This is a genomic window from Woeseia oceani (assembly GCF_001677435.1).
Taxonomy (GTDB): domain Bacteria; phylum Pseudomonadota; class Gammaproteobacteria; order Steroidobacterales; family Woeseiaceae; genus Woeseia; species Woeseia oceani.
Genome location: NZ_CP016268.1, coordinates 3,939,637 through 3,956,245 on the forward strand (window position 1 = coordinate 3,939,637; position 16,609 = coordinate 3,956,245).

At 58.3% G+C, this 16,609-nt stretch carries 15 protein-coding genes; 6 read left to right on the forward strand and 9 right to left on the reverse strand.

From position 1 onward, the window contains the following. Nucleotides 1-6: 6 nt before the first annotated feature. Nucleotides 7-906, forward strand: a complete 900-nt coding sequence (locus BA177_RS17675; protein WP_068618425.1) for a HEAT repeat domain-containing protein — start codon at nucleotides 7-9, stop codon at nucleotides 904-906. Continuing rightward, on the forward strand, nucleotides 906-1,868 hold the full coding sequence (locus BA177_RS17680) for a HEAT repeat domain-containing protein (RefSeq protein WP_068618427.1): 963 nt from the start codon (nucleotides 906-908) through the stop codon (nucleotides 1,866-1,868). The genes BA177_RS17675 and BA177_RS17680 overlap by 1 nt, the downstream gene beginning before the upstream one ends. 127 nt (nucleotides 1,869-1,995) lie before the next feature. Here the strand turns inward: BA177_RS17680 and ald are convergent, their stop codons facing one another. After that, nucleotides 1,996-3,117 (reverse strand): alanine dehydrogenase, encoded by a 1,122-nt coding sequence (gene ald, locus BA177_RS17685; protein WP_068618429.1) that lies wholly within the window; start codon nucleotides 3,115-3,117, stop codon nucleotides 1,996-1,998. Between the two features lie 138 nt (nucleotides 3,118-3,255). Between ald and BA177_RS17690 the strand changes: the two genes are divergently transcribed. Beyond that, the gene (locus BA177_RS17690) at nucleotides 3,256-3,717 is read left to right on the forward strand and encodes an Lrp/AsnC family transcriptional regulator (protein WP_068618430.1); all 462 of its coding nucleotides are present in this window, start codon (nucleotides 3,256-3,258) and stop codon (nucleotides 3,715-3,717) included. A 12-nt stretch (nucleotides 3,718-3,729) separates the two neighbouring features. On the opposite strand, the gene nhaR is transcribed toward BA177_RS17690, so the two are convergent. Continuing rightward, entirely contained in the window at nucleotides 3,730-4,647 is a 918-nt protein-coding gene (gene nhaR / locus BA177_RS17695; protein ID WP_068618433.1) for a transcriptional activator NhaR, read from the reverse strand. Nucleotides 4,648-5,417: 770 nt separating this feature from the next. Here nhaR and egtB point away from each other — a divergent pair. Beyond that, nucleotides 5,418-6,686 (forward strand): ergothioneine biosynthesis protein EgtB, encoded by a 1,269-nt coding sequence (gene egtB / locus BA177_RS17700; RefSeq protein ID WP_068619629.1) that lies wholly within the window; start codon nucleotides 5,418-5,420, stop codon nucleotides 6,684-6,686. 9 nt (nucleotides 6,687-6,695) lie between these two features. Next, a complete protein-coding gene (egtD, locus tag BA177_RS17705) occupies nucleotides 6,696-7,667 on the forward strand; it encodes an L-histidine N(alpha)-methyltransferase (protein WP_068618435.1) in 972 nt (323 codons plus the stop codon). Nucleotides 7,668-7,670: 3 nt separating this feature from the next. Here egtD and BA177_RS17710 read toward each other — a convergent pair whose 3' ends face one another. The 7 genes from BA177_RS17710 to BA177_RS17740 all read right to left on the reverse strand — a co-directional run bounded on the left by BA177_RS17710 (nucleotide 7,671) and on the right by BA177_RS17740 (nucleotide 14,082). Then, nucleotides 7,671-7,940 (reverse strand): oxidative damage protection protein, encoded by a 270-nt coding sequence (locus BA177_RS17710; RefSeq protein ID WP_068618437.1) that lies wholly within the window; start codon nucleotides 7,938-7,940, stop codon nucleotides 7,671-7,673. Between the two features lie 16 nt (nucleotides 7,941-7,956). Then, nucleotides 7,957-9,000, reverse strand: coding sequence for an A/G-specific adenine glycosylase (gene mutY / locus BA177_RS17715; protein ID WP_068619631.1), 1,044 nt, complete (start codon nucleotides 8,998-9,000; stop codon nucleotides 7,957-7,959). Between the two features lie 56 nt (nucleotides 9,001-9,056). Next, nucleotides 9,057-9,659 carry an SRPBCC family protein gene (locus tag BA177_RS17720; protein WP_156762904.1) on the reverse strand — a complete coding sequence of 201 codons (603 nt, stop codon included), beginning with the start codon at nucleotides 9,657-9,659 and terminating at the stop codon, nucleotides 9,057-9,059. Then, the gene (locus BA177_RS17725) at nucleotides 9,649-11,832 is read right to left on the reverse strand and encodes an AsmA family protein (RefSeq protein WP_068618441.1); all 2,184 of its coding nucleotides are present in this window, start codon (nucleotides 11,830-11,832) and stop codon (nucleotides 9,649-9,651) included. The genes BA177_RS17720 and BA177_RS17725 overlap by 11 nt, the downstream gene beginning before the upstream one ends. A 125-nt stretch (nucleotides 11,833-11,957) precedes the next feature. Further along, complete coding sequence (locus tag BA177_RS17730; RefSeq protein WP_082990239.1) at nucleotides 11,958-12,848, reverse strand: DUF4097 family beta strand repeat-containing protein; 891 nt, start codon at nucleotides 12,846-12,848, stop codon at nucleotides 11,958-11,960. A gap of 68 nt (nucleotides 12,849-12,916) precedes the next feature. Next, the gene (locus BA177_RS17735) at nucleotides 12,917-13,507 is read right to left on the reverse strand and encodes a hypothetical protein (protein WP_068618445.1); all 591 of its coding nucleotides are present in this window, start codon (nucleotides 13,505-13,507) and stop codon (nucleotides 12,917-12,919) included. Continuing rightward, the gene (locus BA177_RS17740) at nucleotides 13,504-14,082 is read right to left on the reverse strand and encodes an RNA polymerase sigma factor (RefSeq protein WP_197493229.1); all 579 of its coding nucleotides are present in this window, start codon (nucleotides 14,080-14,082) and stop codon (nucleotides 13,504-13,506) included. The genes BA177_RS17735 and BA177_RS17740 overlap by 4 nt, the downstream gene beginning before the upstream one ends. 412 nt (nucleotides 14,083-14,494) lie before the next feature. Between BA177_RS17740 and BA177_RS17745 the strand changes: the two genes are divergently transcribed. Next, nucleotides 14,495-16,609 carry a putative bifunctional diguanylate cyclase/phosphodiesterase gene (locus tag BA177_RS17745; RefSeq protein ID WP_068618447.1) on the forward strand — a complete coding sequence of 705 codons (2,115 nt, stop codon included), beginning with the start codon at nucleotides 14,495-14,497 and terminating at the stop codon, nucleotides 16,607-16,609.

Genomic DNA, 16,609 nt, shown 5'->3' on the forward strand with positions numbered 1-16,609 from the left:
TCCCTTATGAACAGATTTAAACAGTTAGTCGGCGCGAGCATCATCATCGGCCTGTCGTCTGTCGCTTTTGGCAGAGACGATGCCTTAAGCGAAGCCGAACAGCTAAAAATTGTCGCAATCGAATCGTTGATCACCGCACCAGCTGAGCGCGCCTTGCCCCTCGTCAGCCGGGTACTGCGCGGCGACGATAGTGATGAGGTGAAGGAACATGCCCTGTTCATCCTGAGTCAGATCGACAACCAGGAAGCACAGGAATTGCTGATTGAAGTTGCCCGCAGCGACAACCGCGAGTTGCGCGAAGAGGCGGTGCGCATGATCGGCATCAGCGGCAAGCCTGGCGCACTGGCAATGCTGAAGGACCTGTACCGCGACGGCGACATGGACATGCGTGAAGCGGTACTGGAAGCGTATTTGATTACCGACGATGCCGATGCTGTGCTGGCCATCGCCGAGGCAGCAGTGGATGTCGAAGAATTCGAGCTGGCGGTGGAAACACTAGGTGCAATGCGTGCTACCGAACAACTGCGGTCACTGCGCAATAAGAAAGGCATGTCCGAGGTGCTGATTGAAGCCTACGCTATAGCCGGCGATGTCGAGTCGCTGCGCGAGTTTGCAATGGACGGCAGTGACCCGGTACGCCAGGCCGAAGCACTCGAGGGCCTCGCTATCGCCGGTGACGATGACGCGAATCAAACCTTCATGGAGGTTTATCGCAACACCGACAACAACGACCTGAAAGAAGCCGCGCTCGAAGCAATGCTGATTTCCGGCTACGACGAGGGCGTACTCCTGCTGTTCCGCGAAAGCACCGATGCGGCTGAGAAACGGGAGTTACTGCAGATGCTGGTGCATATGGACAGTGACGCCGTGTGGGACATTATCGATGCCACGCTGGAGGATGACTGATGCGCACGGTGATCCTTGCCTGCTTGCTGGTCAGCCTCTGGCCAACGCAGGTGAACGCGCTGCCCACTGCATCCGCTGACGGCTGGTACACCTGGCGAGTAGCGGCCACCGACGACTCGCCAAGCTGGTGCTGCGTCAACTGGAACGGTGGTCGCTCCGTGCCCGGTACCTGTCAACTCGATGACCGCCGTCATGGCTACAGCAACACTGATGATCACCTGCCGGAAACCGGCGAGTTGCAGATTTACGCACTGCTCGTTGACGGCAAGGCGGAACGCATCCGCCCGTTGAGCCCGGCCTGCCCGGTTGAAACCACGCAGCCGGTCAACGACCTGGGCCTGGTCAATCCTGTCGACAGCCTCAACTGGCTGAAAACCTATGCCCGCCGTGACGGCGACAGTGACGCCCTGCCCGCTATCAGCATGCACCGCGGCACTGAATCCCTGGAGTTTATTCGCGACCTCGCGTTGCACGATCAGGACCCGGACGTGCGCGGGCGTGCAATGTTCTGGCTGGGCCAGGTGCGAATTGCCGAGGGCAAAGCCACACTGGTGCAGGTGATGTTTGAGGACCAGAGCGCCGATCTTCGTGAGCACGCGGCATTTTCACTGGCGCAGTCCAGCGCCTCCGACAAGGCCGGGCTGCTCATTCGGCAAGGCCGGACCGACCCCAGCGCCGAGGTCCGTGGTCAGGCCTGGTTCTGGCTGGCGCAAACCGGGGCCAAGGACGGTGAAACCGTCATCCTGCATGCGCTGCAAGACGATCGCAGCGCCAAGGTGCGGGACAGCGCGATATTCGCGTTGTCGCAGCTACCGGACGGGCAAGGTATCCCCAGCCTCGTGAGAATCGTCAAGGACAAGTCAGCGGACCGCGAGTTGCGCGAACAGGCGTTGTTCTGGCTTGCGGAATCGGACAGCGACGAGGCTTACGCGCTGATCGACAGGCTCCTGTCTGCGCGTTGACAGGCTCGTCGAACGGGAAAACTGGCAGTCAAAAAAAAAGCCGGGCTTGCGCCCGGCTTCAAACTGGCCCGATTCAGAGGGGGGAGGTGAATCAGGCAGCTTTCTGTAATCCCTGAACTGCGGTCGATTAACCCGCTTTCAAGGCGTCTTCGGCAGACAAATACTGGTAACCCAGCTCCTTGGCCACCGCTTCGTAATTGACGTGCCCGTTGTGCACATTCAGGCCCATCGCAAGGTGCGGATCCCGCCGCAGCGCATCGCGCCAGCCGTGATTGGCCAGGGCCTTGGCAAAGGGCAAAGTCACGTTGGTTAAAGCGAAGGTCGATGTGCGCGGTACAGCTCCCGGCATGTTGGTCACGCAATAGTGAACAACATCGTCCACGAGGTAAGTCGGTTCAGCATGAGTCGTCGGACGACTGGTTTCGAAGCAACCGCCCTGATCGATGGAAATATCCACCAGCACAGCACCAGGGCGCATCGCCTTGACGTGCTCCCGCGTAACCAGCTTCGGCGCCGCGGCACCAGCAATCAAAACCGCACCGATGACGAGGTCGGCTTCAGGAACAAGGCGGTCCATCGCGTCTTTGGTGGAATACACCGTGTGCACGCGGCCGCTAAAAATAGTATCGAGTTGACGCAAGCGCGGCACTGAACGATCAAGCACCGTGACATCGGCTCCCATGCCAACGGCCATTTCCGCCGCGTGCGTACCCGCAACACCGCCGCCGACCACCAACACTTTCGCCGGGGGAACGCCCGGCACGCCGCCGAGCAACACGCCGCGGCCGCCGTTTGCCTTTTGCAGCGCAAAGGCGCCAGCCTGAATCGACAAACGACCCGCGACTTCGCTCATGGGGGTTAGCAATGGAAGAGAACCGTCTTTGGCGGTAACGGTCTCGTAGGCAATAGCCGTCGCGCCGGATTTAACGAGTGCCTCGGCCTGCGCCGGATCGGCTGCCAGGTGCAGGTAAGTGAACAACACCTGCCCTTTTTTCAACATTGCGCATTCGTGTAATTGCGGCTCTTTCACTTTGACGATCATGTCAGCCGCCGCGAAAATTTCTTCGGGGGTCGCAAGGACGGTTGCACCCGCCGCTTTGTAATCTTCATCGGTCATGCCGATTCCAAGCCCTGCACCGGTTTCGACCAGGACTTCGTGTCCAGCGTGGACAAGCTCTCCAACACCCGCCGGGACCATGCCTACGCGGTATTCGAGAACTTTGATTTCTTTTGGCACGCCGATTTTCATTACTAGCCTCCCCTGTTTTTTTGTTATGCCACGCAATATACGCCCCCCAATGAGCAAGTTTCTTGCCGTATCAGTGACAGATCGGGGATTTGCTGGCATATTTCTTCAATACTGACCCTTTTTGAGCAAGATTCTGCCATGAGCCTCGACCGATATGACCGCGCCATTTTGCAGGCCCTGCAGCAAGACGGCCGGATCAGCAACGTCGTTCTGGCAGGCATGGTGAACCTGTCGGAATCGGCCTGCCTGCGACGGGTGCGGGCGCTGGAAGCGAAGGGACTCATTGAACGCTACGTCGCGCTGCTCAACCAAAAGCAGGCAGGACTGGCGGGCAACGTTTTCGTCCACATTGCGCTGAACCGCGAAGAGCAGAGCGAACTCGCCGCCTTCGAAGAAGCCGTGCAGCATTTGCCGGAAGTCATGGAGTGCTACCTGATGACTGGCGAGTTCGATTATTTGTTGCGGATAGTCGTCTCAGACATGGCCGATTTCGAGCGCGTACATAATGAGTCACTCACGCGCCTGCCCGGCGTTGCGCGGGTGAACTCCAGCGTTGCCATTCGTACCGTGCGCAAGACCACGGAACTGCCGATCTCGTAACGCTTCCTGCTCTCAGGTCTTACTGAGCCACGCCAGATTGCTCGCCGCCGCTTTCTTGATGGCAACAACCGCCGCGTGACGCAATCTTCTTTCAGTAGATATCAGGTAAAAGCTCTGCGTTATTTCCGTTGTGCGGCCAACAACCCCCACTTTGTAGCGCTGCAAAATGTCACTCTCCATCGCCGTGGGCAGCGCGTACACACCGGTATTCGCTTCACCAAAAGCGTTCATCAGGGCACTGTCTTCGAATTCCGCGACCGTGCGCGGCTGAATGCTGTTGCTCTCAAACCATTGCGCGAGACTGTCGCGCAATGCACAGGTTCGTGCCGGCAACAAGAACTCCGCGCGGTGCAAGCTGTGTGGAAAACGACCCTGGTACTGGGCCACGGACCGGCGGGCAGCGAAGAACGACAAGCCCGATTCCCCAAGAAGATGGTTGTAGGCCTTGACCGGGTAGCTGTTGTTGACCGGACTGTCAGTTAGCACCAAGTCAAGTTTGTGTACTGCCAGATCGGCGAGCAGGCTGTCCACCGGCGCTTCATGGCAGTGGAGGCGTACCGGCTGCTCCATCTTCAATACCGGTTCCAGCGTTCGGTAGGCAATCAACTTCGGCACCACCATCGCGATACCCGCGTTGCAACTGATTGGCCGTCGAATCTCGCCGTCGCGCAACACTTCCTGCAACTCTTCGCCTTTGCGAAACATCTGATCAGCGTAAGCCTGCACAACCCGCCCGGTTTCGGTCAGCGCCAGCCCGCGGCCACTGCGCGTGAACAGGCGTTCACCAATACGCTCCTCCAGCTTGCGCAACTGGCCACTGATGGTTTGCGGCGTGACATGCAGAATCGCCGATGCGCTTAGCAATGAATCGGAATTAGCAACCACCCAGAAATAATGCAGGTGATTGTAGTTAAGACTCTTGCTGATCATTCGGCTCTCCGCAGTCGGTCAGCGTGGATTATAGGGTGTCGGCGTTGAAAGGAACTTCGCATTAATCGACCATTTACTTCGGTATTGCCGAAGAAATGATTGCCGGAAACCCTTCGGCATTACCGTAGTTAAAGCTCCCATAGAACCGACTTTTTAGTACAGGTGGTTTGAAATACAGTGCCTTACAAGCGGTTGGGCGAATAATCAGACTTAAAAGTGCTCATTCTCGTGCAGGCCCGCCCGATACTGGCTAATGCGCTCTAAGCCACATTAGCGGCTCGCGAAGGGCAGGCCGTTTGTCCCACAAGAATGGACAGCAGCAGTACAAGGGCCTGAACGCTGCCCTGGCTGCGCTCACGTACACGGCACGATTCCGGGCAAGCATGCGCCGACCCTGGAAATAGCAAGACAAGCGCTCTGCAGACGAGCCGGCTTTCGCGCCCTCGGCCAAAGGACACTCCGTGCAGTCCCCCCTGCACAGCCTCCGGCGCGCCAGGTGCAGGTAGTCAGTGCATTGCCACAGACTGACATTGCCATCATTACCTGCACCTGGCGCTGCCGGCTTTTTATCCGCAGCGACCAGACGACAGCACTGCAGCTCGTTGGCCAGTAATAACACTGATGCCTGAGCCCGGTTGCAGCCTTCAGGCTTGCCGTTGAACCGCTCAATCGATCTGCGGTCTCAGGACTTACTCGCAGCGCGGCATTGCTTTGACAATAAACAGGGCAGCACTTACGCTGATTTGCCGCTTTCCATCAGGACTTTTTCCATGTTGCCAGACAGGGAAGCCGCCTCCCGCCGCCACACCCCGGAAGCTTTGCTTGCGCGATATCAAAGAGTCCGCCGTACGACCGAACGGCTGTGCAGCACACTGGTGCCGGAAGACTTCGTCGTACAAAGCATGCCAGACGTCAGCCCAACAAAATGGCACCTCGCGCACGTCAGCTGGTTTTTCGAACGGTTCGTACTCGAGCATTTCGATTCGCAGTACCGCCGCTACAACGAATCGTTTCATTACCTGTTCAACTCATACTATTTCAGCGTGGGGCAGATGTATGCCCGACCCAAGCGCGGCTTGCTGTCACGACCGACGGTGGCTGAGATCAGGCAGTACAGACAACATGTCGATGAGCAGATGCAGGAACTCATCATGCGCCGTGCAGGCGATCCGGAGCTTGTACAGCGAACGACACTCGGCCTGCACCACGAGCAGCAACATCAGGAATTGTTATTGACCGACATCAAGCACGTGTTTTCCTGCAATCCGTTGCTGCCGGCCGTCAACTCCGGGCTCACGATACCGCCTGAAGCAAGCGCCGCAGATCTGACCTGGCAGGACGGTGCTGCCGGAATTCAGGAAATCGGCACAAACGGTGACGATGCGTTCTGCTTCGACAACGAAACACCGCGTCACCGAGTGCTGTTACAGGAACACAGTCTCGCCAACCGTCTTGTAACCAACGCCGAGTATCGCGATTTCATTCGGGACGGGGCGTACAGCAATCCAGCACTGTGGTTGTCGGACGGCTGGAGCGTGATCAGTCAGCGCAACTGGCAACGCCCGCTGTACTGGAGCGAAGACCTAGAACACGAATTCACGCTGGCAGGCCAGCGGACGCTTGAGCTTCACGCGCCCGTCACACACATCAGTTATTACGAAGCCGATGCGTACGCACGCTGGGCGGGCGCCCGACTGCCACTGGAAGCGGAGTGGGAGACTGCCGCCGCTCAGCGGGAGATCGACGGTAATTTTCTCGACAACAATGTCTGGCACCCGGTCGCCGGAAACGGACAGTTTTTTGGCGATGTCTGGGAGTGGACCGCGTCACCGTACACGGCATACCCCGGCTTCAAACCGCTGGCGGGTTCGCTCGGTGAATACAACGGCAAGTTCATGTGCAACCAAATGACCGTGCGCGGCGGCTCCTGCGTGACATCACGCGAGCATATGCGAGCAAGCTATCGCAGCTTTTTTTATCCCGATGCACGCTGGCAGTTTCTGGGCCTGCGGCTGGCCAAGAACGCCGTGCCGGCGTAAGGAACACTCATGGCACAAGATGCGCCACCACTTGAACTGACCGAGCAGGACGCGACAGTCACTGACGATCTCGCAGAAATTCTGGAAGGGCTCAGTCGCCCGCAAAAAACACTGTCGCCGAAGTTCTTTTACGACGAGAAGGGCTCGTCGCTGTTCGAACAGATCACCGAATTGCCGGAGTACTACCCGACACAAACGGAACTGTCGATCATGCAGGACAAAGTGCACGAGATGGTGGCACTGATCGGCGCAGAAGCCAGCCTCATAGAGTTTGGCAGCGGTTCCAGTCTGAAGATTCGCCTGTTGCTGGAACACATGATCAGACCAGCTGCCTACGTTCCGGTCGATATATCCAAAGAGCACTTGCTGGCGTCGGCCGAAAGCCTGGCGGCTGATTTCCCGAACATAGAAATTCTGCCGGTTGCCGCGGATTTTACCCAGCCGTTTGCCTTGCCAAACCCGGTCATATCGCCCGTGCGGAATATCATCTACTTTCCCGGCTCGACCATCGGCAATTTTTCACCGGAAGACGCGAAGAGTCTGCTGGAAGTCATGCACCAGGAAGCAGGCGAGGGCGGCGCACTGCTCATCGGTGTTGATCTGCAGAAAAGCGTCGAGGTTCTGGAACGTGCTTACGATGACAGTGCCGGCATAACCGCCAGTTTCAATCTCAATTTGCTGCAGCGGCTGAACAACGAGTTCGGCGCAAACTTCGACATCGACGCCTTCGAACATGTGGCGCACTACAACAGCACCAAGAGTCGTATCGAGATGCACCTGAAGAGCCTGAAGGCCCAAACCGTGACGATTGGCGGCCGTCGATTCGAATTCGCCGCGGGCGAATTGCTGCACACCGAAAATTCACACAAGTACACGCTGGCAAGCTTCAGTAAACTTGCCAGCAGCGCAGGCTTCACAGTGCACACAGTCTGGATGGACGAGCGCGAGTACTTTTCCATTCAGTACTGCGTTCGAGACTGAGACTCAGGCGTTCGGCACGTATTCTTTCGGCTTGGCCGAACCTTCGCCGAAAAAGAATTTCTCCATTTCGGTTTCAATGAACTTGCGCGCTTCCGGCTCTATCGGCGTCAGGCGGTACTCGTTGATGAGCATCGTTTGGTGCGCGACCCATTGCTGCCACGCTTCCTTGCTCACGTTGTCATAGATGCGCTTGCCCAGATCGCCCGGGTACGGTGCGTAGTCAAGGCCTTCAGCGTCTTTTTTCAGCAGGATGCAGTGTACGATTCGTGACATGTCGAACAGGACCTTCTCAGTGCGTGATAGTCAATTGTGCCAGCAATTTGCTAACCGGTGCTGCCAGACCGACATTCAGCGGCTGATCCAGCGGGTACCAGGCGCCCGGCAGGTCCGCCACTGTACGTGATACGTCCGACAGTCGCACCGTGAGCGGCTGAATATCGAGATCGTAATGGCTGAAGCTGTGGCGCAATACCGGCCAGGGTTCCACGGTTTTTGCGCGGACATTGAGCCGCGTCTGCAGCCAGTCATCGACTTCTGCGGCGCTCGTTACCTCCGGCAAGCTCCACAAACCACCCCAGATCCCGCTGGGCGGACGCCGTTCCAGATAGACCGCATTGCCGTGCAGCGCGAGCAGCATGACCGTCGCCTTCTGCGGTCGCCGCTGCTTCGGTTTGCGCCCCGGGTAGTCAGCCTGCGAGTCGCTGGCGTACGCCTGGCATTCCGTACCCAGCGGGCAATCACCACAGCGTGGTCGGCTGCGCGTACACAAGGTTGCACCCAGATCCATGATCGCCTGGGTATAGTCGGCCACCCTTGATTCCGGCGTATGCTGTTCTGCCTTGTCCCACAACGCGGCCGCAACGGCCGTCCTGCCGGGCCAGCCCTCAATGGCGTGATAACGCGCCAATACCCGCTTGACGTTGCCGTCCAGAATCGCATGGCGTTCGCCTCGCGACAGCGCCAGAATCGCACCAGCCGTGGACCGACCGATACCGGGTAACGCGACGACGTCGTCAAAGCGTTGCGGAAACTCTCCTCCGTATTGCTCGCAAACCGTCACCGCTGTTTTGTGCAGATTGCGGCAACGAGCGTAATAGCCGAGGCCCGACCAGTGATGCAACACCTCGTCGACGGGTGCTGCCGCCAATCGCGCGATATCAGGATACGACTGCATGAACCGGGTGTAGTAGGGGATGACAGTCGCAACCTGAGTCTGCTGCAACATGATTTCTGAGACCCAGACCCGGTAGGGCGTCGCTGGCTGTTGCCACGGCAGGTCATGTCGCCCGTGCAGGTCGAACCAGGTTAACAAATGATCGGCGAAGGTTTTCACGGCGTCATTGTCTGCTCGCCCGCGCGACAAAGAAAGCCGGGCAGAGCCTTGATCCGTTAAGGCTTGGGTTCTTTGCCCTGTGCGACGGCCTCGATGCGATCGACAGCGTCGATACCACCGGCGCGAAGTACCCGTTTGATCACGAACGGGCCGACGACCGGCGGCACCCAGAATGCCGGTTCCAGTTCAAAGTAGTAGGTCATCACGGTGCCGTCACCGTCGTCCTGCAGCACCCAGCGTTCGCGACTGAAATTGAAGTCACTGCGGTCGCGGTGCGCAATCGCGATGATTTCTGAGGGTGGGTTGAGAATCAGGTGACCGGTGCGCTGCATCGACTTGCAAAACAGCAATACGCAGCCTTCCATGCGCGTAAAAAAACGCGGTCGTCCGGCACTGTCCGGCGCCAGGTTGCGGGTCTCGACAAACGCGGAGGTGAACTTTTCGAACAGGTCGTAATTGGTCAGTACCCGGTACAGATCGGCCCGCCCGACATTGAACCGCGCTCTCGATTCAAGCCGATAACGATCGTTCTTGAACTCGACGGTGACTTCCTGCAGGTCTGCACCAGCTACCGGCGACTGCACAGCAAGCAATACCAATGCCGCCAGCAACAAGCCGGCGCAGGCACGGGCAGAGTAATGCGCGGTCTTATCTCTCAAGCAGTTTCTTCAGCCGGTCTTTAAGCTGGTCCTCTGCGCTCTTTTCTTCCGCGGGCTCAGTGCTTTCAGCCTCAGTATCCTCGGCCGATTCACCTGCCGAGGCGTCCGCAGGCGGTGCGATGCGGTCGAGCAACCTCTGGCGCAGCTCATCGCCTTTTTCCTTGAGCGAGTCCTCCACTTCTTTGCGGAACATCGCTTCGATATCCGGTCGTACGCTGGGGTCGGTCAACGGCCCGCGAACACGAACGGGTATCAAGGCCTCGGTGAACTCGGACAATTCGGCATCGCTGGCACCGCGCACGAACTCCGGACGCTCCAGTACCCGGGCTTGCAATGCGTAGTCGATCTCACCGGCCACAAGATTTACAACACCGTTGCCGGTCAGTTGCAGGAACGGCATCTCTGCCAGCAAATCGTTGTTGCTGAATACGCCGTCGGTGACGGTGCCTGTCGCCTTCACCGAGCTGAACTCGGTCTGCACCGGCGTTTTTGCCGGTGGCGGCTCTTCGCGTTTGTACAGGGCGCGCGCCGTGCGCAATTGCTGCCACATATCCACGCCCTGCCAGGCACCATCGGCCAGCTCGAAGGACATGCTGCCATTCAGATTCTGGCGCATGGCAGACAGCGTCTTGCCACGTGCGGTCAGCGCGAAGCGGCCGTCGATGCTGCCTGTGATGTTGTCGCGCTCGAACATTGCCTGCGCCAGCGGTGTCAGGCTGACGCCGGTGAGCTGTTCGTTCAACGACAACAAGGGCGTCTCGCCGGAAGCGTCGATACGAACGTCGCCCGAGTAAGTGCCATCAAAAAGCTCAGCGGAGAGCGGGTTGAGCTGCAACTTGCCGCCGCTGACGTTCAGGCCAAGCTGCATGTTGGTAAAGCGCATGCCGGACAGCGTGGCTTCAGCCAGCCGCAGGTTGCCGCGGGCATTGAGGCTCCGGATCATTTCGACGGGAATTTCGAAATCGTCGGCTGTGGCTGACGCGGCATCGGCATCCTCTTCGCTGGCCGGCGCCATGTAGCGGTCAACGTCCATGCGATCTGCGTTCAGGTCGAAGCGAATGGGCGCGTCATTGCCCATCGGCAGCGCGAGCTCACCGGTCACCGTGGTGTCATCGAGCTGCATATTCATCTTGCTCAGGGTCAGAGCGCTGGCGTCCAGCACTGCATCCGAGCTGAACGAAAGCCTCTGCAATGCGTTCGGGTCAGCCGTTTCCGGCGCTTCGATGTCCAGCAGATCAAGCAGCTCGGGCAGTGAAAACTGTGCCACCTTGATACCCGCGTCGGCAGTAAGGTCGCTGGCCCAGGACAGTGCACGCACTTCGGCGTCGACGGTCAGCCCCAGCGCCGTCAGCACCAGGCTCGTGGGTGCAAGCCGGCTGTTCTCGAGGTCGACCTGCAGACTCGCTGCAGCCAGGCCGATGTCGGTGCTGTCTTTGGCAAGACCGCTGACTTCACCATCAACGACCAGCTCGTCAAGTACGATGCGGGCGAAGTCGCTGGCAACAGTGGCCACACCCGAAATGCTCAGTTTGCCGCTGATGTCATCCGGCTTGGCATCGAAGTCAAACTCGCCGCGCACATCGAAGGCTTCACCCAGCGCAATGCGCCCGGTACGGAGATCAACGTCGTCCAGCGTGTATTCAGCGCCACTTTGCCGGTCGCGATAGCGAATCTCGGCATCACTGATTTCGACGCTGGCAATATCGAGTCCCGCCAACCCGGAACCCGCGGCGTCGTTCGCTGTTGTTGCTGCCGCGGAATCGTCACCGGACGCGAGGTCCTCCCAGTTGTTGCTGCCAGCGCTGCTGACTTCAAGATTGAGGCGCAATGATTCGAGCGAGGCGGTGCCAACCGCAATTTCGCGGCGGAGCAGCAACGGCAGCAGCCGTACGCTGAGACGGGCCGAATCGAAACTCGCAAAAGCTTCGTCGTCGAAGCCGTCAGCGTTACCCAGACGGGTTTCACCCATCTCCACGGCAAGCCAGGGAAACAGGCTGACCGACAGGTCGCCTTCGATCGTCAGGCTGCGACCCGTGGCCGCTTCGACTTTCGCGGCTATTTCATCCCGGTAGTTGTTGGGGTCTACAAACAGCAGTATTGCGGCTGCGCTCAACACGACCAGCAGAACGATGCCGGCAATTGCCAGCGTCAGGACTTTGAATAAGCGGTTCATACGGCTCCGGGGGTTTGCATCGAACGGCAAAGGATATCAAATATCAATGACCGCCTGCGTGTGAGGCCGTTCCGCTTTTTTGTGAATTGCGGCGAATTCCGGGCCTTATTCGCTGTCGGCGTCGCTTAATCGCGACACATTTGCAGATCACCGTTCAGTGTGCGGATGGTGACCCGGCCACTGCCACCGCCCTCAGTAAAGACCAGTTCCCTGCCTGGCGCGTATTTGCTGGTCCGCCTCGATTCCGGGCCGAAGCAGTTGCGGATATCGCCGTTGAAGGTTTCCACGTCAAAGCGCGCGGAAATCGCGCCTGTAAAGTCTATGTCGACGTCGCCGTTGATTGTTTCCACGTCCAGTCTGCCTTTGTTCAGCAACTGCGCGCGAAACACAATGTCGCCGCTGGTAGTGTTCATGCTGACTCGCGTGAAACGACCATCGGCCACCGTTACGTCTCCGCTAACCGAACCGGTCTCGATTTCACCGGACAAACCAACGACGTCGATATCACCGCTGACCGAGCCAATTGTTGCGTGCAACTCTTTGTCGTCACCGCGCACGGTAATGTCACCACTAACGGTATCGATATCGATGTCTGACTCGAACACGTAAGTATCGATGTCACCACTGACGGTTTGCAGACGCTGCGAACCGTGAACGTCATTGGTCACGATATCTGCGCTTACACCGGCAATCTTGACTGAGCTGTTTTGTGGAACACGAATCTCCAGATCGCTTGATGTACCGCGCGCATTGTTACGCGGGACTCTGACAAGGATTTTCACTTCATTGCCGTCGCGCTCGAAGATCAGCTCTTCAACACCACGACCCAGATCGCTGTTGACCTCGACCTGATTGCGCGACCAGCCTTTCACTTCGATCGAGCCAGCCGGGTTGGAGATCGACACGAGCCCATCTTCGCTGGCGTCGATGATCTGCCGAATTTCTTCAGCCGCCACCAATGCCGTACCTGCAAGGTACAACGCAATCGCGACAAATCCTTTCATAGTCCTGCTCATTTCAATGTCTCGTTTGTCGGGTTCGTGCGCGTTTCCGCCGCACCCCTACGAACCTCGGTTGCCTATCCCTAGATATCCGTGCGGCGCATAACCGCATGACTGATACCATCAACTTTTTGCATGATTGCCAGTTCTTCGCTGTAAGTACTGAGCAGCAATTCCTGCAACAGTACATTGTCCGGTTCTTGCGCCAGAGCCTTGTTGATTTCCGCGATCGCCGCTCGAATCACGTTGATATTCCTCTCAACTTCCTCGCGTGTTGCGGTCGGCAAGCGCTCCAGCTGCTGATCAAGTTTCACAACCAGGCTGTCACGTGCGTCCTGAAAATCCGGGCCCAGGCTGTACTTGCTGCCAAACGAGCCGGAGACAGGCTCGAAGGTCAACTCGCCGGAACTGGCCACGGGCGGAACCGTAACGTCTGTGTTGTTCATGGTTATCCAGGTCAGCGTCGACGACGCGCCAACCAGCAGCAGCACTGCGGCCGCCTGTGCGAACATACTCGGCCAGCGACGTTCTGCCTGTGCGACCGGCCGCTCACTGACGTCGATAGCTGCCGCAATACCTGGCCACAAATCACGTGCGGGCTGAACCTCGGTCGCGATTCCTCGCGCCCGATTCACTACTTCACGTTCCCTGTCTGTCATGTCGTCGTTATTCATGTCTCTGCACCTTCCAGTTGCTGCGCCAGCAAGCGGCGCGCGCGGTGTAGTTGTGCTTTGCTGGTGCCGCTGGCTATGCCCAACATTTCGCCAGTTTCATCGTGGCTGTAACCGTATACGGCATTCAAGACGAAAACATGGCGGGCACCCGCCGGTAATTCGTCAAGCGCCTGCTCCAGATCCTGCAAACCGCCACTGTCACCGACAGTTGCCGTGGGTGGCGCTATGTCTCGCACCACCTGCAGCCGATCATGCTCCCGGCGCGACTTGCGCATACGCCCAAGCACGGCATTGACGGCGATTCTGTGCAGCCAGGTTGCAAATGCGCTATCGCCCCGGAACAGCTCAAGCCTGGTCCATGCCTGAATGAAGGCTTCCTGCGCGCAATCTTCAGCCTCGCTCGCATTGCCGGTCATGCGCAGACACAGGCCGTACACTTTGCCAACGTGCAGGCGATAAAGCGCCTCGAACGCCGTCGAACTGCCTTTCTGTGCAAGGGCGATGAGGGTTTGCTCGTCGCCCGCACCCTGATTGCTTACCGCCACTGGCTCATCTTCCTCGCGATTGGCGGCCACAGACGCTCCCAAAGCCGAAATCTCCCGTTCTTTGCTGTTTGGACGTCCGTCGTCCCGGTTTGGTTTAAGCAATGGCCGCAGAAGAAGCGTGAATTGTGCCCCAGAAACCGACAAAACAGGCGACAGACACTTTTTCTGTCGGGCCCGTGTCGCCACCGGCCATGTTCGCTGCCGGTAGTCGGGAGTCACGTCGGGCTTTCCCGGCCGCAAGACCCACGACCAGCATTTCCCGCAACTGAAACCTGTGCGCGGGCACGATTCTGGTATTATGCGGCAGGGGAAAATCTACCGCACAACGCCAGACTGAAATCGAAAAGAAATAAAGAAATGGCGCATGGACAGTAGCGACCAGAAAATCACAATGCAGGCACAGTCTAAAGGGATCGAAACCAATGCCGGCAACATGTAGCTGATGGCGAGTTATACCATTCTGTACCTCGGCCATCGTGAGTTTGCCGAAGACTTCCTGCAACAACTCGAGCAACAAGATTGCTGCGGGCGATTGATCGACTGCGATAACCCGGCCTCTGCCATTACGCTGGCCAAAGACAGCCGGGTCGATATCGTGCTGTTTGAGACCGGACCTGGCCTGGGCCGCTCCGGTGAAATCCTGAAAAACCTCGTTCGTTCCTTCGCCGGTTATCCGCTGGTTGCCCTGACCGACCGCGATCACGAGCATCGCGGCGTCGCGGCAGTACGGGTCGGCGCACAGGGTTATCTGTGCATGGATGACAGCAGGCTGGAACGGCAACTCGGCGTATTACACCATGCCATGCAGCGACACCGACTGCTCGAGAGCCTTTCAGAAGCCGACGACACCGTGCTCTCGATACTAAAGAGCATTAACGACGGTGTGATCGTTGTGGACAGCGACGGCCACGTACTTGACATCAATCCCGCCGCTCGCTCAATACTCGGGCTGCCGCGGCGTGGCACGCCGGGTCCGGAATGGGTCGCGACCTTTTGCAGTCTGGAAGCGGACGGCGTAACTCAAACCGGGCAAAGCCTGCGGCCACTGTTTCGTGCCCGTCGCGGCGAAAAATTCAGCAACCAGATTGCATTGCACCGGGCCGAGCAACAAGCCGATACGCTGCTCAGTATCAACGGCCAGGGCCTTTACAACTCAAGCCAGTCGCTGGTCGGCGGCGTCATTACGTTCCGTGATGTCACCGAAGTCATGTACAAGACACTCGAACTTGAGAAGCGGGCTGAATACGACGACCTGACCATGCTGCCAAACCGGCGGCTGTTTTCGCGCCAGCTGCAAAAAGCCATGGGCCGCGCGCAGCGCAGCAAGCGCCCGCTCGGCGTGCTGTTCATCGACCTCGATCGCTTTAAATCCATCAACGACACGCTCGGCCATGACTGCGGCGACGAATTGCTCCGGCAGGTTGCCAAGCGAATTCAGAGCAACCTCCGGGTTGGTGATTTTTGCGGGCGCTGGGGCGGTGACGAGTTTGTCGCCTGCCTGGAAGAATTTGGTGACGCTGACGATGCTGCCGCTGTTGCACAGAAGTTGCTACTGGTGCTGTCGGAAAAGTACAGCATCAACGAGAGCGAAGTTTACGCAACGCCCAGCATCGGTATTGCCTTATACCCTGAGTCCGGCATGAGCACGGACCGGCTGGTTAAAGCCGCTGATGTGGCCATGTACCAGGCGAAAAAGCGTGGGGGCGGCCGGTTTCAGTACTATTCCGCAGCGCTTAACGCCAAGCTTGAACAAAGTGACGAACTGGAGATCGGCCTGCGCCACGCGCTCGTGCGCAACGAATTCATCCTCCATTACCAGCCGCGCATCGACGTCTTGTCCGGGCGCCTCATTGGCCTCGAAGCGCTGCTTCGGTGGCAGCACCCGCGCTACGGCCTGTTACCGCCAGCACGCTTTTTGAGCATTCTCGAAAGCAGCGGACTCATACATTCGGCGGGCGAGTGGATTATCGACACGGCGTGCCGGCAGCTCGCTGCATGGCAACGACAGTTCGACCTTCCGGACTTGTCGGTGGCCATCAATCTCTCGTCCCAGCAGCTGACTCACGGCCGGCTGGTCGACGCCGTTGAACGTGCACTTGCGAATACGGCCCTGGACCCCGGCTGCATAGAATTCGAGTTATCCGATGGCGATATCGTCGGTCGACGGCCAACTGAACGAGAGTTGCTGGAAGCACTGCGCCGACTGGGTGTACGGCTGTCACTCGACAACTTCGGCACGCGCGATATCTCCTTTACCTCACTCGATACCGGTGTGATAGACAGCTTCGTGCTCGACCCCAGTCTGATTCAGGATGTCGAAATCAATCACAGCCATCAGCGTATCGTGCGCGCTGCAATCGCGATGGCGCGCGGACTGAATATAGAAGTAGCGGCAGAGGGCGTTGAAACCATTACGCAACTGGAGTTTCTGAAGAGCTGCGATTGCGATCTCGCACAAGGCTTTCTGATCAGCAAGCCGATGCAGGCAGAAAAAGTATCGAGCATTCTGCGCAACGAAATCGCAGGCGCCCGCTTGTTGCACATCAACGCCGCCTGA